General features: G+C 70.4%; 18 protein-coding genes and 1 pseudogene. 2 read left to right on the forward strand and 17 right to left on the reverse strand.

What is annotated here, in order from left to right; translation table 11 throughout:
• Positions 1-504: pseudogene (locus K7472_RS17090) on the reverse strand (type VII secretion protein EccC); the annotation flags it as partial.
• 29 nt (positions 505-533) lie between these two features.
• On the opposite strand from K7472_RS17090, the gene K7472_RS17095 reads away from it, so the two are divergent.
• Complete coding sequence (locus tag K7472_RS17095) at positions 534-1421, forward strand: hypothetical protein (protein ID WP_222978925.1); 888 nt, start codon at positions 534-536, stop codon at positions 1419-1421.
• On the opposite strand, the gene K7472_RS17100 is transcribed toward K7472_RS17095, so the two are convergent.
• From K7472_RS17100 to K7472_RS17145, 10 genes are all read right to left on the reverse strand, one after another.
• A complete protein-coding gene (locus K7472_RS17100) occupies positions 1403-2248 on the reverse strand; it encodes a CpaE/TadZ family protein (protein ID WP_252395767.1) in 846 nt (281 codons plus the stop codon). The two genes, K7472_RS17095 and K7472_RS17100, sit on opposite strands and share 19 nt — an antisense overlap.
• Positions 2249-2545: 297 nt before the next feature.
• Positions 2546-3913 (reverse strand): type VII secretion integral membrane protein EccD, encoded by a 1368-nt coding sequence (gene eccD, locus K7472_RS17105; RefSeq protein WP_222978927.1) that lies wholly within the window; start codon positions 3911-3913, stop codon positions 2546-2548.
• A 13-nt stretch (positions 3914-3926) separates the two neighbouring features.
• On the reverse strand, positions 3927-4190 hold the full coding sequence (locus tag K7472_RS17110; RefSeq protein WP_252395768.1) for a hypothetical protein: 264 nt from the start codon (positions 4188-4190) through the stop codon (positions 3927-3929).
• Entirely contained in the window at positions 4190-4630 is a 441-nt protein-coding gene (locus tag K7472_RS17115) for an HD domain-containing protein (protein WP_222979285.1), read from the reverse strand. The genes K7472_RS17110 and K7472_RS17115 overlap by 1 nt, the downstream gene beginning before the upstream one ends.
• A 576-nt stretch (positions 4631-5206) precedes the next feature.
• Positions 5207-8902 (reverse strand): hypothetical protein, encoded by a 3696-nt coding sequence (locus K7472_RS17120; RefSeq protein ID WP_222978928.1) that lies wholly within the window; start codon positions 8900-8902, stop codon positions 5207-5209.
• A complete protein-coding gene (locus K7472_RS17125) occupies positions 8899-9285 on the reverse strand; it encodes a DUF6507 family protein (RefSeq protein WP_222978929.1) in 387 nt (128 codons plus the stop codon). The genes K7472_RS17120 and K7472_RS17125 overlap by 4 nt, the downstream gene beginning before the upstream one ends.
• A gap of 51 nt (positions 9286-9336) precedes the next feature.
• Positions 9337-9645, reverse strand: a complete 309-nt coding sequence (locus K7472_RS17130) for a pore-forming ESAT-6 family protein (protein ID WP_222978930.1) — start codon at positions 9643-9645, stop codon at positions 9337-9339.
• A 21-nt stretch (positions 9646-9666) separates the two neighbouring features.
• Positions 9667-9999 (reverse strand): hypothetical protein, encoded by a 333-nt coding sequence (locus K7472_RS17135; RefSeq protein ID WP_222978933.1) that lies wholly within the window; start codon positions 9997-9999, stop codon positions 9667-9669.
• A 455-nt stretch (positions 10000-10454) separates the two neighbouring features.
• Complete coding sequence (locus K7472_RS17140) at positions 10455-10685, reverse strand: hypothetical protein (RefSeq protein WP_222978935.1); 231 nt, start codon at positions 10683-10685, stop codon at positions 10455-10457.
• Positions 10686-10906: 221 nt separating this feature from the next.
• Positions 10907-12190, reverse strand: coding sequence for an adenylosuccinate synthase (locus K7472_RS17145; protein ID WP_222978937.1), 1284 nt, complete (start codon positions 12188-12190; stop codon positions 10907-10909).
• A gap of 197 nt (positions 12191-12387) precedes the next feature.
• Here K7472_RS17145 and K7472_RS17150 point away from each other — a divergent pair, with 197 nt between their 5' ends.
• On the forward strand, positions 12388-13206 hold the full coding sequence (locus tag K7472_RS17150) for a diacylglycerol kinase (protein WP_222978939.1): 819 nt from the start codon (positions 12388-12390) through the stop codon (positions 13204-13206).
• Positions 13207-13307: 101 nt separating this feature from the next.
• Here the strand turns inward: K7472_RS17150 and K7472_RS17155 are convergent, their stop codons facing one another.
• The 6 genes from K7472_RS17155 to fbaA form a co-directional block, all read right to left on the reverse strand.
• Complete coding sequence (locus K7472_RS17155) at positions 13308-14540, reverse strand: cytochrome P450 (RefSeq protein ID WP_222978941.1); 1233 nt, start codon at positions 14538-14540, stop codon at positions 13308-13310.
• The gene (locus K7472_RS17160; RefSeq protein WP_222978944.1) at positions 14541-15281 is read right to left on the reverse strand and encodes an alpha/beta hydrolase; all 741 of its coding nucleotides are present in this window, start codon (positions 15279-15281) and stop codon (positions 14541-14543) included.
• Positions 15278-16546 (reverse strand): kynureninase, encoded by a 1269-nt coding sequence (gene kynU, locus K7472_RS17165; protein ID WP_222978946.1) that lies wholly within the window; start codon positions 16544-16546, stop codon positions 15278-15280. Before kynU ends, K7472_RS17160 begins: the two co-directional genes overlap by 4 nt.
• Entirely contained in the window at positions 16539-17393 is an 855-nt protein-coding gene (locus K7472_RS17170) for a tryptophan 2,3-dioxygenase family protein (RefSeq protein WP_222978948.1), read from the reverse strand. The genes kynU and K7472_RS17170 overlap by 8 nt, the downstream gene beginning before the upstream one ends.
• 190 nt (positions 17394-17583) lie before the next feature.
• Positions 17584-17997: a DUF3151 domain-containing protein gene (locus tag K7472_RS17175; RefSeq protein ID WP_222978950.1), complete on the reverse strand. Its 414-nt coding sequence runs from the start codon at positions 17995-17997 to the stop codon at positions 17584-17586.
• Between the two features lie 152 nt (positions 17998-18149).
• Entirely contained in the window at positions 18150-19172 is a 1023-nt protein-coding gene (gene fbaA / locus K7472_RS17180; RefSeq protein ID WP_222978952.1) for a class II fructose-bisphosphate aldolase, read from the reverse strand.
• Positions 19173-19326 lie beyond the last annotated feature (154 nt).

The raw sequence follows: 19326 nt of genomic DNA on the forward strand, positions 1-19326 counted from the left end.
GTTGTCCTCTCCCGATCTCATTCCCCCAGTGCCGATCCGCACCAGCAGGAAATCCATGTCCAGCCGGCGCCGCTCCCACAGTCGCGCGGGGTCGCGTACGACGTCGTAGAGACCCCCCGGCGGGGGGCCGCCCCCCCCGGCCGCCCCCCGCCGCTCCCGCTCCTGCTCGGACAGTTCCTCCCGCAACTGTTCCAGGTACTCCAGGTACCGCTCGCGCTGGCGCCGCCGGGTGCGGTGCGCCTTGCCGCGTTGCGAGAAGAGCAGGGTGACGCTGCCCATCACGGTGACCGCGAGCACGACAACGCCGATCGCGGCGTACTGCCCGCTGCGCAGCACCGTCATCATCACCATCGAGCTCATCACGCCCGCGATCGGCATCAACACCTGCGCGGCGCCGCCGGTCCTGCCTTCCGGCAGGTTGGGCGGTGCCTCGATCGTCCGCGTCGTGCCACCGACCAGATGCCGCGTGCTGCGCGCTGGACGGTGCACCAGGCGGATGGTCATCGCCGCCTCCCCGTTGGTATGAACGACCCATGAGTGCAGAGCACCCCGACCCCCGTGTGGTGGCGGACGTGCGGGCGCTCGTGGCCGACCTGCTCCCGGTTCTCGTCCCGCACGCGTTGCTCGACCCGGACAGCGGCCTGCTCGTCCTGCCCGGCGGAACCTGCCACGCCGAGGTCTCCCTCCACGCGATCGTGGCCGACTGTGCGTCGCTGCCACCAGCCGCATGGCCGGAGCGGGTGCGGGCCTGGCTGGCGCAGAAGACGTCCGAGGTGGCCTCGGCGCTTGACGAGCGCAGGCGACTGGGTGACGTGGAGCTGTTGTTGCGTGTCCAGATCACCCCCCGTCTGCCCCGTGACGAGCGAGAACGGCTGATGTGCGTACCGTACGGGGATCTGCTGGACGTCGTCATCGCCATCGATCATCCCGAGGGCGGTCGCCTCACCCGCGATCGGGCGGAACAGCTCGCGCTCCCCGACCCCGGCCGCCGCGCGATCGCCAACACGCTGCGAGACGAGCTGCCCGCGTTCGAGGTCACCGAGCAGCACCTGCCCGGCGTGGGACGCGTCCGGGTCGTCCATCACGACCGCCGCCCCTACGTGACCAGCGCGCTGCTCGACCTCGAACGCTTCCTGCCCGGCGCGTGCCCGTACGGTGCCCTGGTGGCCATGCCCGACTACGGCAGGGTGCTGCTGCTTCCGGTCCGCCCGGACGAGCTCCCCGCCACCGCCACCGGCTTCGCGGATCTCGCTCGCGAAGACCACGCGACCACCGACACCCCCTGCACGGATCAGGTGCTGTGGTGGGCCGGGGACACTCTGCGTGCGATCGGACTCACCCGGCTGAGGAAGCGCGCCAGGATCCCCCGGGCACTGCGCGCACTGGTACGCCATCACGACCATCAGCCGCGCACAGCCTGACTCAGCAATTCGCCCGCCAGCTCGGCGACGGCGACCCGTATCTCCTGTCCCAGCAGGCCGAGTTCGATCGCTCCGCCCGCAGCCACATGCCGATCGTGCGGCAGCACGACGACGCGCGCGTCACCGACCCGCAGGTACCGCTCCGCGGCGGCCAGGTCGACCCCGGGGTTCGCGGACGTGGCGGTCAACGCGACCACGGTGCCGCGCAGCATGGGACGCGGCAGGCTCGCCATCCAGTCCAGTACGGCACGCGTCGACACGACGCCGTCCACCGTGGCCGGAGTCGCCAGCACCCGGGCCTGCGCTCCCGCCATCGCGCTGCGGGCCACCTCGTCGGGCAACGTCGCGCAGTCGACCACGGTCACCGCGAAGAAGCGCCGCAGCGCCATGGCGACCGTCTGGTAAGCCTCCAGACCTACCTGGGCGCCGATCTGCCCCCGGCTGCCCGGCAGCAGCCAGCCCCCTTCCGGCAGCGCCACCAGATACCCGATGACCTGATCGAAGCGCATCGACGGCTCGACCACCCGCGCCAGGTCACTCATCGTCCAGCGCAACGACGTCGCCCCGGCCCGCAGCGGAAGCGTGCCCAGCGTCGGATCCGCCTCCATCGTCAACACCGGATCGGCGCGATGGTGCGCGTACGCTGCCCCCAGCAGGGCTGCGATGGTCGTCTTGCCGGCGCCTCCGCGCACACTCGTGACCACGATCTGCCGACCCGTGGTGATCGGTTGTTGCATCCGTGCGGCCGCCTCCCCGGCAAGCCGTACCTCGCGCGCGGACGACGAGGCGACCATCTGCCGAAGGGCTCTGCCGACACGTCGCGCCAACGGATCTCCCTTACGGGGCCTGCTCCTCGACACGGCCGCGGCGTCGGCGCGGAGGACGGACACCGCCGACGGCGGCTCGAGCGGAGGTGTGGAAGGACCTGCGGACGAGGCGGCCGACGGTTGGGGTACCGGAGCCACTTGCGGCCGGGGTGCCTCAGCCGGGCGCGCGTGCCGGACCGGGTCCGGCTGTGGCGTGTGCGTCGACACGCCGACATCGCCCAGTACAGCCCGTTGCCAGTCCTTCTCCATCACCCTTGCCCCCTCGCATCCCCGCTGGTCTTCCGGCCGTGCGGCAGATCAGAACGTGGCCAGCAGCCGCGTGTATACGTCGAACGCGCCCAGCAGCAGTGGGAACAGCGCGATCACCGCGGCCGCCTCGACCGTGTCCACGACACGGCGCATCCGGACCCGCACATGTTCCGGAGGCTCCACCGCCAGCACCGCCAACGGCAGCAGCGCGGCCACGCACACCACTGCGACGGGCCACGCGCCGGCCCCCGGCTCGGTGTCGAGCCAGAGGATCGCCAGCCGTACGAGCACGACCGACGCGGCGACGAGCAGCGCCACCACTTCGGCGACCAGGGGGAAGGCCCGCGACCGGGACGCCGACACGACAACGAGCAGTATCCCGATCAGCACCGCCCACCAGTTGGGTGCCGTCACAACAAACCAACCCGCCAAGGCGGTCGACACAGCCGCCGCCACAGTCGCCACCGACAGCCCACGATGAGCGGCCGCCAAGGCGGTCCCGACCTCGTAGCGGCTCACCGACGCGCCACCGGCCCGCCGGTCGTCCAGCCGGGTCAGCCCCGCGGTGACCAGGGCGAACCGCGGCAGCACACCCAGTGCGACGACGGAGACGACACCCAGAACGGCGCCGAGTCGGGACTGGTCCACCGCGCCGTGCGCGCCGTGCACCAGCGCGGCGACGACCTCCCAGCCGAAGGCGAGGGCAGCCACCGAGCCGGCGCCGACCAGGCCACCGCGACCCACCGGTGAGAAGGCCCCCAACGCCGCGAGAGTCAGCGCCAGTACGGCCGCCAGCGTGCCCCACAGCGCATCCGGGGGCCAGGCGTGCGCCTGCGCCAGGGCGGCCACTCCCATGCCACCGAGCGCACCACCGACGGCCATCAGCGCGGTTCCCAGTCCTCGGTTGCCAAACCGGGTCGTCGCCGCGCCGCTCACCTCGGCCAGGCCTGCGATCGCCAGCAGCCCAGGGGCGGTGGCGGCCGCCCCGGCGCTCCACCAGGCCAGAGCCGCGGCCGTCAGCGACAGCACGAGCACGGCACCGCCAGCGGTCCATCGGCGCACCGAGGGGCGCCAACGCCATGCGCGAAGATCCAGGTCGGCGGTGACCTCGTCGGTCACGTCGTGAACGACCGGAGCCGCCGGCGCGTACTGCGTACGTACCAGGCGCAGGACCGCGCCGTCCGCCACACCCGCCGTCGCCAACGTCTCGTCCTGCGACAGGACGGTTCCCGACGCGGTGACCAGGTGCCGCAGCGTGGGCGGCGAACCCACAGTGTCGCCGAGGAGTTGGAGCACATCCGGGAGCAACCGGCCGACCGGTTCGTCCGAAGGCAGTACGAGGTCCACCCGCCGCCGTTCACCGACCAACGTGATCCGGCTCAACCGGGTCGACCGCTTCGCCCCCACACTCGTCATTCCGCCCAACCTATCAACGTGGCGACGCCGTCGAGGGGGCCGGGGAGACGGCGGGCGCGGACGGCGACGACTGGTTCATCAACCGGTGTGAGACGAACGACCAGCCGACACACCCGGCGCACAGCACCGCCGCGAGCACGACCCCGGCGAACGCCTTCCCGACGTTCTCGTCCACCGCCCGCCGCGTCCGCAACGGCCCGTACAGCAGGGCGTCCCTGAGACGACGCCGCCGGACGGCGACCGACTCCAGCAGTTGGCTGTCGAAATCCCGTGCCATCAGTCCGAGTTCACTCCCAGAAGCCGCCGCACGTAGTCGTACTTCGCCGTCAGCCGGTCCCGCGTGGCGGGGTCCAGAACCGCGAGACGGTCCGGATCCGCGTTGTGCGCGAGATCCGCTTCCTTGATCAGCAAGGCACCCGGCGTACGCAGGATGCGCGCCACGTACTCCTCCAGCGCCTCTCCGGGCCGCTTCGTGACCGCGAGGATCATGTCCTTCGTGGTCTGCGGCAACGCGGCCTGCGCGAGCCACTCCTGTGACAGGGCGTCGTCCTCGACCGCGTCATGCAGCCACGCGGCGGCCACCTGTTCGTTGGTACCACCCCGCTCCGCGACTCCCCTGGCGACCGCGGCGAGGTGCTCGGCGTATGGCCTGCCGGCCTTGTCCACCTGCCCGCCATGAGCCCGCCGAGCAAGAGCCTCCACCTCAGGAAGAGTCATGTAAGGGACTTTTGCGTCGCGCCCCCCGCCCGCGGCGTTGGACTTGGCGATCACCCTGTCGATGAAGGCCGTGGCCTGCGCTTCTGTGATCTCCTCGTGCTCGTCCTCTTCGTTGTGTCCCAATTCGTGAAGCCTGAGGTACTCCGTCGCCTCCCACCGCAGGTTCCGAGTGAAGGCTTCGTCGTACTCCACGCCACCGACCGTCCGGCGCCGGACGATGCCCAGCGGCTTGTCCCGTGTGGATCCAGAACTGAAGCGCGCGTAGTACGTCGCCCGTTCCGCGGCCGCGCCGTTTGGCCTTCGGTGCCTACGTGCCTCAGGTGTCAGCCGCTCGTACAGCCCGAGAACATGGTCCTTACCCGCAGCCAGCTCGAAGGTGATACCACCGTCTCCGGGGTAAGGGACGCGATGATCGTAACCACCCGGATGAATATCTCCCGGAATTCCTTCAGGAAATGCGACACATGTGAAGATGTATCGATCCGCTGTAGTTCGATGGTCCGGATTGAGGCGACGCTGCAGATGCGTGCACGCATCACAAATAGTCGGCTTGCGGCGCATGAGTACGTAATTCCTTTAGGGCCTGAGGTACCTGTCGATTATCTGCCCTATGCTGGCAGCGAGCGGGCGCGGCGACGGGGCGAGTTTGTACTCGGCGAACAGTTCGGCAACCATCTCGTGTGGATCGGTGGCCCCGTACTCCGACACCACGAGTTCCACCTCGCTCTCGGTGATGGGGTCGTGAGGCTCGCTGCTGGAGTCGTACGGTCGACCGATGGCTTCAGAGACCACGTGCTCAAGCTCTTGGTTGGCCTCAGGCGAGTCGAAGATTCGCTGAGCACAGTGATGTCCGAACTCGTGATAGAAGATCCCCTGCACGGATCCCCCGCCGGGCACTGTCCAGTTGGTCGCCTCCTCGTCCGCCCCTTGGCTCATTCGTTCACCGTAGTCCGAGAAGTCACCGGAATCCAGGTAGATCCCACGCGGCTCCGGGCCACCGTGATCCAGAATGGCGTAGGCCAACGCAGAGTCGTCACCGGAGGGCACTGTGCGGATCACTTCCAGGTCCCCGAATACCTTCGGATACTCGGCCGAGAGCCTGTCTATGGCCCGGTTCACGTCCCTGGCGCTTTCGGCGGCCATGGGATGGGCCGTGTAGTTGACGTCGACGCCATGACGATCGCCGATCGCCTTCCCCGCCTGCTCCGCGGCACTCAGTTCGGGATCGGCCGGACCCGTCCCATCCGTCTGATGGGGTTCGGCGCCGTGACCGGATCCCATTTCGTGAACGTGGTCGCCACGACCGTCGGGAGTAGCGTGATCGGCGTGGGGCGGGGCGGGCTCCTGTCCGTGCAGAGGCGAGGGCGTGTCGCGTTCCGCGTGGCGCGCAGGGAAGCCGCCTTGGTGGTCTCTCCAGTCCAGACGGATTTCTTCGGCGTGCGACGGAACAGCGAGTCGGCCGAACAGCTCCTTCTGCTGTTCCTTTATCGCCGACACCTCGTCCGCAGAGACACCAGGAAGCCGCTCCCTTTCGTAGAGGGCGTGACCGTCCATCTTGGCGGCGAAGCTTTCCGGGGTGTGGAACTGCACCTCGAACACCTGGCCGGTCGCCGGATCGCGCCAGGTGGAATTGATTCCCTTATAGCCGGAACTGCGCCACGTGTTCTTGAAGGTGACGTTCTCGAAGCCGCGCGCGTGCAGGTCGGCCACGGCTTGCTGCACACCGTCGGTGTAGCGGTCCGTCGGGATTTCGAGGGTGTAGCGCAGCGAGTCCTTGACGCGCGCGAGCCCTTCTTCCGGGGTCAGTTCCGGGTTCTCGAGCATGGACGTCGCGATCTTGCGCTTGAGGGAGTCCTCTCCCTTCAGCCGGTACTCGAGCCCGTTGAGCCTGCCATGGTCGATGTCGTGCGCGATCGTCTCCACGGCCCCCGTGATGTGCGGTTCCGTGGTGACCGCACGCGCCAGGAATCGATCCGTGGTCGCGTTCTCCTCCGGGCCCAGCCTCAGCCCGTTGGGGCCCCGCCAGGACCCGTCGGGCAGGTTGCCGTGCGGCTCTGCGGGCAGAACGTGCGGGTCTCCACCATCTCCGTGCGAGGGGCCGACCGAATCGGGGTGGCCTTCGGCGCGGCCGAGGTGAAGATCGTGGTGGTCCTGCTGGGTTCCCGGCGCGTCGCTCGCCACGTGCGGCGGCGCGTTGGCGTCGTGCGCGCCGGGGCCTGCGAGACCCCGCTCGAGGTGCTCCGGCGTGAAAGGTGCGGAGTAGTCCTCCCGCCCCGGCGGTTCCCGGTGCGTGCTCCAGTCCGCTACCTCCGTGGCGGCGGCATGCGCTTCCGCGTAGGTGGATCCGGGGTGGTCCACGTAGTACTGGTGCTCGGCAAGCTCGTGCTCCAGCAGGAGCAGGTCAGCGGGGGTCTGCCTCCCGGAACGCAGCCGGATCCATGCCTCGGCCATGTCGGGGTTGGCGTCATAACGAGCGTGGACGATCCCGCCGTCCACCGATTCGAGGGGATGCTCCTCCTCGAAGACGTGGTGCTTGACGGCCGCGATCTCCTCGGCCGAGAAGCCATGCGATCCGTCGAGTCGCGGGGCGTCGTGCAGGGCCGCAGCCATCTGATGGACGTCATCGGTGGCTCGGATGGAGTCGTAGGCTCCGTTGGCCCACTCTTCCGTCCTGGTCCAACTGCGAACGGAGCCGTCATCCGGCGGCCGGACGTGACCGCCGGCCTGCCCGGGAACGGGCACGGGTCCGTCGAGGTCGCCGTGACCCGCCGCAGCGGGCAGATCGTGACCGTTGTGGAAATCCGGACCCGGTACCGGGGCGTGGGCGGCGTGGTCCGCCGCGCCGTGGAGGTCGTGCCCGACGTGAACCCCGGTGTGGGACCCGGCGCGCTCGACTGCGTGCGACACGTCGTGGCCCGCGTGAGCGACGGTGAGTTCGCCGGGCCCTTTGGCCTCGATGACGGTGCCGTCCGGAAAGTGCCACTGACCATCGGTGTGCAGGACCGAGCCGTCAGGGAATTTCAGCGCGCCGTCGGGCAGTTCGGTGCCGTGCAGCCGGGTGAGGTCGTCAAGGCTGTGCAGATCCCCGGTGCGCAGGTGGTCGAGCGCCGCGGCGATGTCGGATATCTTCGGCAGCTTGCCTACAGCCTTGACGACATAGGTCATCGGGTCGATGTAGTGGCCCGCCTTGCCGATCGCACCGGCCACCTTCGCCGCGGTGGCGAAGCGGCCCGCATCCGCGGCGTCACCGAGTTTCATCAGGGAGCCCGAGGCCAGGGTGCCGACGTTGAAGACACTGGTGCCGGCGGCCCGGACCGGGTTGGTCTTCCACTCATCCCAGGCCACGAAGCTCTTGGCGAACTCCTTTGCCATCTCCTGGTCGTTCTTCACCCACTGCGGCGTGGCCGCGGTGGGGATGCCGGCTCCGGTACCCGGCGCCATTCCGTTGGCCAGGCTGTTGGCCGCACCGGGCAGGTTCGGGACTGCCTTGGACAGGAAGCCGAGGGTGACGTCGCCGAGGCCTTCCCAGGACTGCGTGAAGGTGTGCCAGTCGAAAGGATCGACCAGGTGGTACAGCCCCGTGAGGAGACTTCCGCCACCGTCGATGACGAGGCCGTCCCACACCCCGACCTTGATGTAGTGGCCGAGACTGCCGAAGACCGCGCCGACGGTGTTCCAGCGATGGGTCTGGCCCACCGCCTCGCCCCACGGCATGCCCTTGGCGTGATCGAGTTCCTTCGCGGTGTAGCCGTACATGCCCGGCTTGTGGGAACCGTCGTCGGCCCGGAAACCCACCCCGCAGAAGATCGCCTCGATCTTGTTGGCGCATCGCCGCTCGGCCGCCCAGAAGGCGGCCACGGCCGCGTCGACCGCGTCGACGAGGTTGTTGTGCTCGCTGACCTTGTGCCCGTCCGAGCGCCAGTGCGGATGGTCCTGGACGTAGGCCCGGAAGGCGACCGCCTGCTTCTTCAGCTGAACCAACTTCTGCGCGATGGGACGTACCTCATGCGCGTACTCGCTCAACGCCGCCGCGACGGTACCCAGGTCGCCGCCGAACGTCTTCGCCCCTTCGGCCACCGGCTTGGTGGTGGCAAACAGCTGCTCCGCCTCCGGAGCGTGGTAGAACGCGGACAGTCCCTGGAACCGGGAGTGGATCTCACCGCCGGTCTTGGCGATGTTCCCGCCATCGGACTTCAGCCCGGACGCGGCGGTCTCCAGCTGACCGAGGTCGCCGACGAACTGCGGGATCTTCTCGGGGTCTATGAGGTTCACTTCGTGCCCTGCTCAGGCAGAACGTAGGCGGGTGACCCGTGGTCCTGCGAGGCGGCGCTCTGCACGTGGGCCGCCATCTGCACGTCACCGTTCAGGTACTGCTTCGTCGCGTCGATGGCGCCGTTGAGGGACTTGCCGCTCCGGGTGAACAGGTACTTCACCGCCGCCTCGGTCGCCTCGGCGAACTGCCCCAAGGCGATCCCGACCAGCCCGGTGGTCATGCCTTCGCCGCTGAGGGTACCCGCGTACTTCGCGGCGTCCTCAAGGTTTCCGGCATACGACTTCGCCTCGGCTGCCAGGTCCTTCGCGGCGTCACCGGCCTTGTCGACCACACTGTTCACGCCGTACGGATCGATGTCCCACTTCCCCGTCGGATGCGACACGCCGCCCCCGTTCCTCCCAGTCGTGCTTTTGCGCGGTTTACTGATCAGCCGTCACCCGATGGCATCGACCGCGGCCTTCGCCTTCGCGAGGGTCTGCTGTGCTGTTCCGTCGTTCTTCTCCAGTGTGGAACGCACCAGGTGGATAATGGCCCGCACTTCGCTCGCCGCGCGGTTCCAGCGCTGTTCCTTGCCGTGGTACTCATCCGAGACGCCGTCGGCCTGGAAGTCGGCCATAGCGGCCTTCACCTGGCCATCGCGCTCGTTGATCAGGTGCTCGAGTCGCGCGATGACAACGGCCAGGTTGGCCTGCGCCTCCGAGGACGCGGCCGTGTCGTAGCTGCGGCGATCCGTGGTTCCCATGGAACGATCCCCCGTGGTTCGTCAGCGCCCGGAGAACCGGGCGGCGTTGAAGTTGGCGGCGCTCATCGACGAGCGCGCGGTGTCCTGCATCTCCACATCGCCCGTGCCGAAGGACTTGTCCATCCCCGACTGCCCACCCAGGATGGAGCCCAGGGCACCGTTCAAATCCGCTGTGATCTGGTCGGAGTTCGCCTTGAACGCGTCAAAGGCGACCTTGCCCGCGCCGTTGAACTTCCCTTCCAACGGCTGTGCCGCGGCAATCAGTTGCTTAATCAATGAACCGAGGTCCTCGCTGGAACCCTGAGTTCGCTTCAACAGGGTCGACAACGTTGTGCTGCCCATGTCGAACTTCACGTTCATCCCCCACCTGGCTCATCGCCAGTGTCAACTCGCCATCAGTGACTGCAACATGGTCGCAGCCATCCGGGAGGGACAAGCCTATCCGTCCATGCGTCGCCATCACGAGTCGCCCACACGCCAACTCGACCGACGCACGAGGCAGTCAGGCAGCCGCACCGGTCACCACGAGGCCAGGCAAGTGCTGGAACGCCCTGAGACCCGCGTTCCGCCCGGGTCAGGCCCGGCACGAGGGCGGGAACGACGTCGGGGTGCGTCCGGACGGCTCAGCGTCAGGTCCTCGCCGTGGATGTGGGCGGCACGACCGTCGCATTCCAGCCATATGAGTGGTGGCCGAGTCGACCGTACGGTGCCAGATCGCGGACTACGCCGGATGCGACCCGGGAGAATGAGAGTACGGCGACCGCTCGGGTCGATGCCCGGGTCTTCACATCAGGATCCAGGTCCTCAGGTCACGACTGGACGAGCAGTCGGTCGGGCGCCACACCGTCACGCACCCAGGCGGTCGCCACCTTCATCGCCACCGCCCGATAGAGAACGTCCTCGTCAGCGTCTTCGGGGCGAGTCCGCTCGGCCGCCTTGTCGAGGATCAGGACCCGCTCGTTGTCCCGAATATCCGTGAACTTGTAACGGACTTCGGCATCGTCCTCAGAAAGCTTCTCCACTCGGGCATACAGCGCCATTACTCCCCCTCAAGGATCTGGCGATCCCCGCGGCAATTCCGTACGGGTCCCAGGCGGCATTCCGAGCCAGTCACAGGCACGCACCGAACCCCTTCGCTCTGATGCTACAGGGGGCGTTTCGATGCCGTGGGACCGAACATCGCGTCGCCCGATTCTCGTACCGCTCACGCCGACGCCCGCCCGGGCGGGCCGGGCGGGCGTCGAGGGGTGAGCGGGGTGGGCTACAGGAACGAGTTGATCTCGATCGTCTCGTCGCGGCCCGGGCCGACGCCGATGGCGGAGATGGGGGCTCCGGACATCTCCTCCAGCGCCTTCACGTACGCCTTCGCGTTCTTCGGGAGGTCGTCGAAGGACTTGGCCTTCGTGATGTCCTCCGTCCAGCCGGGCAGCGTCTCGTAGACCGGCTTCGCGTGGTGGAAGTCGGTCTGGCTGTACGGGAGTTCCTCGACGCGCTCGCCGTCGATCTCGTACGCGACGCAGACCGGGATGCGCTCCCAGCCGGTCAGGACGTCCAGCTTGGTGAGGAAGAAGTCCGTCAGGCCGTTGACGCGGGTCGCGTAGCGGGCGATGACCGCGTCGAACCAGCCGCAGCGCCGGTCGCGGCCGGTGGTCACGCCGCGCTCGCCGCCGATCCGCCGCAGCGCCTCGCCGTCCTCGTCGAACAGCTCGGTCGGGAACGGGCCCGCCCCGACGCGCGTCGTGTACGCCTTGAGGATGCCGATGCTGCGGGTGATCCGGGTCGGGCCGATGCCGGAGCCCGTGCAGGCGCCGCCCGCGGTCGGGTTGGAGGACGTCACGAAGGGATACGTGCCGTGGTCCACGTCGAGCAGCGTGCCCTGGCCGCCCTCCAGCAGGACGACCTTCTCCTCGTCCAGCGCCTTGTTGAGCACCAGCGTGGTGTCGGCGACGAAGTCCTTGATCTGCTCCGCGTAGCCGAGGTACTCCTCGACCACCTGGTCGGCGGTGATCGCCCGGCGGTTGAAGATCTTGACCAGGATCTGGTTCTTGTCGTCGAGCGCGGCCTCGATCTTCTGGCGCAGGATCGACTCGTCGAACAGGTCCTGGACCCGCACGCCCACCCGGTTGATCTTGTCGGCGTAGGCCGGGCCGATGCCACGGCCGGTGGTGCCGATGCGACGCTTGCCGAGGAAGCGTTCCGTCACCTTGTCGATGGTCTGGTGGTACGGCGTGATCAGATGGGCGTTACCACTGATCAGCAACTTGGAGGTGTCCACGCCACGAGCCTGGAGCCCGCTCAGCTCGGAGAGCAGGACCGCCGGGTCGACGACGACTCCGTTGCCGATCACCGGGGTGCATCCCGGTGAGAGGATCCCGGAGGGGAGCAGGTGGAGCGCGTACTTCTGGTCGCCCACCACGACCGTGTGGCCGGCGTTGTTGCCGCCCTGGTAGCGCACCACGTAGTCGACGGAACCACCGAGCAGGTCGGTGGCCTTCCCCTTGCCCTCGTCACCCCACTGAGCACCGAGCAGCACAAGTGCGGGCACAGGCGTACACCCCTTCCGGGCGGGGCATGTCCAACGTGCGTAAGAGCCGTCGAACCGGTGCCCCGGAATAGACGAAGCCCCTGGCGCAAAGGCGCAAGGGGCTCTTGCACCGAGATTTTACCTGAGGAAGGACCAAGGTGTCGGCTCAAGCCTCGGCCGGGCAGTCTCCGCCAGCGCCACACGGGTGCCCCCTGCTCGTGGTCATCGACCCGGTGGCCCGCACGATGGACGGCGAATCGGTACGGATCGCGAAGGACGTCCTGCGCGCCGGGGCTCCTTCACTGAAGTTCTGCTTTCCCGACTCCACCGGAGAACTGGCGAGAATCATCGAGCACCGGGGCCGTCGCAGGCCCGTGGTGATCGGCGACGACACCGCGCTGCTGCGCACCGTGCGGCTGCTGCACCGGGAGGGCGCGCTGGCCGAGGCGGCGCTGTCGCTGGTCCCGGTCGGCCAGCGGGCGGCGCTGTCGCTGGCCAGGTCGCTGGGTGTGCCGCTGTCCGCGGTCGCGGCGGCCCGGGCGGCGCTGGACGGCGCGGAGCGGACCTTCGACGCGCTGGTGGACGACAGCGGCGGCATCGTGGTGGGCGCGCTGCGCATCCCGGGCGTGTCCGGGGCGCCCGCCGTCGCGCCGCCGGAGCACTCCGGGTGGCTGGAGCGCGGCGCCCGCACGCTGGTGCGGGCCCTGACCGCGCCGCTGCCGGGGACACCGGTCGGCGGGCACCGGCTGCGGGTCGAGGCGGACGGCGTGGTGCTGGCCGATCTGGACCGGCCGGTGCGCGAGGTGTCGGTGCGCTCGCCCGCGGGCGGGATGGCCGAGGTCGTGGTGCGCGGCACGGACCCGGCCTCCGCCGACGACGAGGGCCCGCTGCCGGTGCGGGCGCAGGCGGTCACGGTCTCCGGCCGCGACTTCCGCTACCGCGCCGACGAAGCCGCGGGCGGCCCGGTGCGCAGACGGACCTGGACGGTGCAGGAGAACGCGTGGCGCCTGACCCTGCCGGTGGCCGCCGCCGGATAGTCCCCGACGGCGGCCACCGGGCGGACAGCCCCGGCGGCCCCGGCTGCCTCGGGCGGCCGCACGGTCGCGGCATCCTGTGGACGGGCGCCCGCGCGGCGGCCTCAGACCTCGACCAGCAGCTCCCGCACGCCCCTGATCACGTACCCCGGCTTCCACTCCGGCTCGCCCACCAGCCGCAGGCCCGGCGCGCGCCGCAGCAACTCGCCGAACGACGCCGCCAGTTCGACCCGGGCCAGCGGCGCGCCCAGGCAGTAGTGGATGCCCGCGCCGAACGTCACGTGCGGGTTGTCGGCCCGGGCGAGGTCCAGCGTGTCCGGGTCGGCGAACCGCGCCGGATCGCGGTTGGCGGAGCCGAAGAGCAGCGCGATCTCGCTGCCGCGCGGCACGAGGGTCCCGCCGATCTCGATGTCGTCCAGCACCCAGCGTTCGAACATCTGCAACGGGGTGTCGTACCGCAGCAGTTCCTCGATCGCGGTCGGCAGCAGCGCGTGGTCCGCGCGCAGCGCCGCCAGCTGTTCCGGGTGGCGCAGCAGCGTCCACCAGCCGTTGGCCGTGGTGTTGACGGTCGCCTCGTGCCCGGCGTTGAGCAGCAGCACGCAGGTGGAGATCATCTCCTGCTCGGACAGCGTCTCCCCTTCGTCGTACGCGGCGATCAACGCGCTGATCAGGTCCTCGCCGGGGTCGCGGCGGCGGGCGGCGATCAGCTCGCGCAGGTACGCGGAGAACTCGACGCTCGCGGTGACCGCGGCCCGCGCGGTCGCCTCGTCCGGGTTCAGCTCGAACATCCCGCAGATCGCCGCCGACCAGGGCCGCAGGAGGTGCCGGTCGGACTCGGGCACGCCCAGCATCTCGGCGATCACCGCGACCGGCAGCGGCTCGGCGACCCGGGCCAGCAGGTCGCCGCCGCCGTCCGCCACGAGGCCGTCGACCAGCTCACGCGCCAGCCGCTCCACCACGGGACCCAGCTCCCGCACCGTGCGCGGGGTGAACGCCTTGGAGACCAGCCGCCGGATGCGGGTGTGGTCGGGCGCCTCCAGGTCCAGCAGCCCGTTGCCGTTGAGCACGTGGAACGGCTCGTGGGCGGCGGGCGGCGCCTCGCGGCCGAACTCCTCGTGGGTGAAGCGGTGCAGATACGTCCGGCCGAGCCGCCGGTCCCTCAGCAGCGCGTGGACGTCCTCGTGGTGCGGGACCAGCCACTGGCGGCTGGGCTCGTAGTACAGCGCCCGGCCGCGCTCGCGCAGCCGCGCGTAGACCGGGTAGGGGTCGGCGACGAACGCCGGGGACCACGGGTCGAACCCCGCGTCCGCGCCGGCCTCGTCCGTGCGTACGGTCATCTACGTGCCCCTCTCCTCCGTGAGCTCCGCCAGCGCCGTCAGCAGCTCCGGGTACGTCGCCGAGCCCGGCGTCAGCGGGCCGAAGTGCTCGGCGCCCGGCAGCTCCCGCAGCACGCCGCCGCGCGCGGCGGCGTAGCGGCGCGAGACCTCCAGCGGCACGTCGGCGTCCTCCGTGCCGTGCAGGATCACCACCGGCGCGGAGGGCGGCGGGAGCAGCACCGGGTCGAAGGCGGCCGCGTCGCCGTCGGGTCCCAGCAGCTCGTCCGCCGCGCCGTCGCTCAGCCGTGCCCGCCGCGCGTACGTGAGGTCGGCGACGGGGGCGACCGCGACGACCCCGCCGACCCGCGACGGGTCGTGCTGGGCCACCCACAGGGCGAGGTGGCCGCCCGCCGAGTGCCCCAGCAGCGTCTGCGGCGCGCCGTCCCAGGCGACCCGCACGACCTCGGCGACGTCGTCGAAGGTGCCCGGCACACCGCCGCCACCGCCGGCCCTGCGGTACTCGGCGAGCGCGACCACGTACCCGCGCCGGGCCAGGTCGGCGGCGACCGGCGTCAGGTGCGAGCGGTCGTACCGCTCACGCCAGTAGCCGCCGTGCAGCACGGTCAGCCGCCGCCCGGTGTCGGCTTCGGAACCGTTGGAGTCGCCGTAGTAGTCGACGACCTGCGACGGATGCGGTCCGTAGCGCAGCGAGCGCAGCGGCGCGACCGGCTCCAGCGCGAACAGCGGCGCCCTCTCGGTCATCGCACGACCTCCCCCAGCACCCGCGCCGCCCGCAGCGCGTCCGCGTACCGCGTGTACAGCGGCGTGAAGCCGAAGCGCAGTATGTCGGGGCGGCGGTGGTCGCCGACCACGCCGCGCCGGATCAGCTCGGCCATGACCGCGCCCGCGTCCCGGTGCCGCAGCGATATCTGGCTGCCGCGCTCGGCGTGCGCCGCGGGCGTGACCGACTCGACCTGCCCGGCCGGCACCAGCGCGGCCACGCAGTCGAGGAAGAAGTCGGTCAGGGCCAGGCTCTTGGCCCGCACCTCCTCGACCGCCACGCCGTCCCAGACGTCGAGCGCGGCGTCCAGCGCCATCATCGACAGGATGTCCGGGGTGCCGACCCGGCCGCGCGTCGCGCCGTCGGCGGGCGTGTACCCGGCGGCCATGCCGAACGGGTCGGCGTGCGAGGTCCAGCCCGGCAGCGGCGAGTCGAAGCGCGGTTGCAGGTCGCGCCGCACGTACAGGTACGCGGGCGCGCCCGGGCCGCCGTTGAGGAACTTGTAGGTGCAGCCCACCGCGAGGTCGACGCCGTGCGCGTCCAGCCCGACCGGCAGGGCGCCCGCGCTGTGGCACAGGTCCCACACCACGACGGCGCCCGCGGCGTGCGCGGCGGCGGTGGTGCCGGGCAGGTCGTGCAGCCTGCCGGTGCGGTAGTCGACGTGGTTGACCAGCGCGACGGCGGTGCGCGGGCCGACCGCGTCCGCCACCGCGGAGGCCGGGACGGGACGCACGGTGTGGCCGGTGAGGCGGGCGGCGGCGGTCGCGATGTAGCCGTCGGTCGGGAAGGTCGCCTCGTCCACCAGGATCTCGTCGCGCTCAGGACCCGCGAGGCGGGCGGCGGCGACCACGGCCTTGAAGACGTTGACGCTGGTGGAGTCGCCGACCACGACCTGACCGCTCGCGGCGCCGATCAGCGCGCCGACGCGGTCGCCGATCCGCTCCGGCGCGTCCCACCAGCCGCTCTCGTCCCAGGAGCGGATGCGCAACGAGCCCCACTCGCGCTCGATGACGTCCAGCAGCCTGGGGCCGACGCCGGACGGCAGCGCGCCCAGCGAGTTGCCGTCCAGGTAGGTGACCTCGTCCAGGGTGAAGCGCTCGCGGACCTTCGCGAGCGGGTCGCGGGCGTCGAGGTCCGCGGCGCGGGCGGTCAGGGCGGCGTCATCGCCGCGAACGGCCGCGGGCTCGGAGGCGGCTGCGGGCTCAGAAGCGGCTTCGGACTCGGGGGCGGCTGCGGGCTCAGACATGGCTGCGCGCCGTCCACAGCTCGGGGAAGACGTTCTTCGAGGCGCGCTTCTCCAGCCACGCCACGCCCGCGGAGCCCCCGGTGCCGGTCTTGGCGCCCATCGCGCGCCGGGTCGCCACCAGGTGGTCGTTGCGCCAGCGCCAGACCAGCTCGGCGACCTCGGTCAGCACCTCACCGAGCCGTACCAGGTCGCTGTCCTGGTCACCGGTGTAGATCTCCTGCCAGGCGCGCTCGACCGCCGGGTCGTGCTCGTGGCGGGCGGTGAGGTCGGCGGGCAGGGATATCTCGTGACCGCGGCGGGCCAGGAAGCGCAGCACCTCGTCGTACAGGCTCGGCTGGTGCAGCGCCTTCTCCAGCTCGGCGTGCACCCGCGGCGCGCCCCGGTGCGGGACCAGCATCGACGCGGACTTCTCGCCCAGCAGGAACTCCAGCCTGCGGTACATCGCCGACTGGAAACCGGAGCCCTCGCCGAGCGCGGCGCGGTAGGAGTTGAACTGCGCCGGGGTCAGGTGGGCCAGCGGCTGCCAGGAGGCGTTGAGCGACTGGAGTTCGTAGACGCTGCGCCGCAGCGCGGCCATCGCGGTGGGCAGGTCGTCGGCGGCGAGCGCGGTGGACGCGGTCTCCCACTCGTGGACGAGCACGGTGAACCACAACTCCATGACCTGCGTGGTCACCAGGAAGACCATCTCGCCGGGGTCGTCGGAGAGCGGGTGCTGCAAATGGGTGAGGACGTCGGCCTTCACGTAGTCCTCGTACGGCGTGGTGCCCTGGAAGTCCAGGTTCGGGTCCACGGCAGCGCCCTGCGGGCCTTCCGGGGCGGTGGCGTCGGGCAAGGGACGATGGGACATCGCTGTCTCCTCGATCGTGCTACCGGGTAGCGGTCCGCCCCTTCCGTCGTCGGCATCGGAGCCCCGGTCCCCTCGGGCCACAGCGGCGTACCGGACGCTGCGCCGGGCCCACCCGCATCATTCTTCGATCTCCGCGCCACGGCAAGACCTGTCCGGTGAGCCGGTCACCGGACAGGTCGATGAGGAACGCTCAGGTGAGCGTGTCCGCGGCGGTGGGCGAGGAGTCGCGCAGGAAGGCGGAGCAGCGCTCGTACTCCTCGTCCTCCCCGATCGCCTGCGCGGCGCGGGCCAGCGCGTGCAGGGCGCGCAGGAAGCCCCGGTTCGGCTCGTGCTCGAACGGGACCGGGCCGTGGCCCTTCCAGCCGCTGCGCCGCAGCGCGTCGAGGCCGCGGTGGTAGCCGGTCCTGGCGTACGCGTAGGACTCGACGACGCGGCCCGCCTCGAAGGCGTCGTCGGCCAGCTGCGCCCAGGCGAGCGAGGACGACGGGTACTTCGCGGCGACCTCGGAGGGCGCGGCCCCCGAGGCGAGCAGCTCGCGCGGCTCGGGGTCGTCGGGCAGGTGGGTCGGGGGCGGGCCCCCGAGCAGGTTCTCGTGAATCGACATGCGTTCCAGTCTGCCGCGTCCCGCCCGTCGCGCGTCACCCAGCGGTCACCTGGCCCCGGGCCCGGGCGCCGAGCGGGGGTCCGGCCCCCGCATGCGAACGGTCCCGCTCCCGGCCGTGCCGGAGGCGGGACCGCCGCGGGTGCGGGCAGGCGTCAGCCGATCCTCTGGCCGGCCGAGCGCAGGTTCTGGGTGGCGGTGACCACGCGGGCGGCCATGCCGGCCTCCGCGGCCTTGCCCCAGGTACGCGGGTCGTAGGTCTTCTTGTCGCCGACCTCGCCGTCGATCTTCAGCACACCGTCGTAGTGGGTGAACATGTGCGCCGCCACCGGGCGGGTGAAGGCGTACTGGGTGTCGGTGTCGAGGTTCATCTTGACGACACCGTTCTCCAGCGCCTCGTTGATCTCCTCGATCGTGGAGCCGGAGCCGCCGTGGAAGACGAAGTCGAACGGGCGCTGCTTGCCGTACTTCTCGCCCACCGCGTCCTGGAGCTCCTTGAGGATCGAGGGGCGCAGCACGACGTTGCCCGGCTTGTAGACGCCGTGGACGTTGCCGAACGAGGCGGCCAGCAGGTAGCGGCCCTTCTCGCCCAGGCCGACCGCCTCGGCGGTGCGGAACGCGTCGTCGACCGAGGTGTACAGCTTGTCGTTGATCTCGTGGCTGACGCCGTCCTCCTCGCCGCCGGTCGGGGTGATCTCCATCTCCAGGACGATCTTCGCCTTGGCGGCCTCGGCCAGCAGCTCCTGCGCGATGGCGAGGTTGTCGGCGAGGTTCTCCGCCGAGCCGTCCCACATGTGCGACTGGAACAGCGGGTTGCGGCCCTTGGCGACCCGCTCCTGCGACACCGCGATCAGCGGACGTACGTAGCCGTCGAGCTTGTCCTTCGGGCAGTGGTCGGTGTGCAGCGCGATGTTGACCGGGTACTTCTCGGCGACGACGTGCGCGAACTCCGCCAGCGCGACCGCGCCGGTGACCATGTCCTTCTTGTACTGACCGCCCAGGAACTCCGCACCACCGGTGGAGATCTGCACGATGCCGTCGCTCTCCGCCTCGGCGAAGCCGCGCAGCGCGGCGTGCAGCGTCTGGGACGACGTCACGTTGATGGCCGGGTAGGCGAACCCGCCTGCCTTCGCCCGGTCGAGCATCTCGTTGTAGACCTCGGGGGTTGCGATGGGCATGTGTCCGCTCCTTGAGGTGTGCGGGTACGTAGTGCAGACGTGACGTCGTCGTCGCCCACATCTTCCCAGACTCCCCACGATGGTCCACCCACCCTCTAGCACACAAACGAGGGTGCGATCGCCGTTTCACGTGAAACAACGACCGCACCCTCGT

The organism is Streptantibioticus parmotrematis, from assembly GCF_019890615.1.
Lineage (GTDB): Bacteria > Actinomycetota > Actinomycetes > Streptomycetales > Streptomycetaceae > Streptantibioticus_D > Streptantibioticus_D parmotrematis.

Coding starts and splice junctions, on each gene's coding strand:
- K7472_RS17095 (WP_222978925.1), top strand. CDS start 534: ATGAGTGCAGAGCACCCCGACCCCCGTGTGGTGGCGGACGTGCGGGCG.
- eccD (WP_222978927.1), bottom strand. CDS start 3,913: ATGACGAGTGTGGGGGCGAAGCGGTCGACCCGGTTGAGCCGGATCACG.
- K7472_RS17110 (WP_252395768.1), bottom strand. CDS start 4,190: ATGGCACGGGATTTCGACAGCCAACTGCTGGAGTCGGTCGCCGTCCGG.
- K7472_RS17115 (WP_222979285.1), bottom strand. CDS start 4,630: ATGACTCTTCCTGAGGTGGAGGCTCTTGCTCGGCGGGCTCATGGCGGG.
- K7472_RS17130 (WP_222978930.1), bottom strand. CDS start 9,645: ATGGGAACCACGGATCGCCGCAGCTACGACACGGCCGCGTCCTCGGAG.
- K7472_RS17140 (WP_222978935.1), bottom strand. CDS start 10,685: ATGGCGCTGTATGCCCGAGTGGAGAAGCTTTCTGAGGACGATGCCGAA.
- K7472_RS17155 (WP_222978941.1), bottom strand. CDS start 14,540: ATGACCGTACGCACGGACGAGGCCGGCGCGGACGCGGGGTTCGACCCG.
- K7472_RS17160 (WP_222978944.1), bottom strand. CDS start 15,281: ATGACCGAGAGGGCGCCGCTGTTCGCGCTGGAGCCGGTCGCGCCGCTG.
- kynU (WP_222978946.1), bottom strand. CDS start 16,546: ATGTCTGAGCCCGCAGCCGCCCCCGAGTCCGAAGCCGCTTCTGAGCCC.
- K7472_RS17170 (WP_222978948.1), bottom strand. CDS start 17,393: ATGTCCCATCGTCCCTTGCCCGACGCCACCGCCCCGGAAGGCCCGCAG.
- K7472_RS17175 (WP_222978950.1), bottom strand. CDS start 17,997: ATGTCGATTCACGAGAACCTGCTCGGGGGCCCGCCCCCGACCCACCTG.
- fbaA (WP_222978952.1), bottom strand. CDS start 19,172: ATGCCCATCGCAACCCCCGAGGTCTACAACGAGATGCTCGACCGGGCG.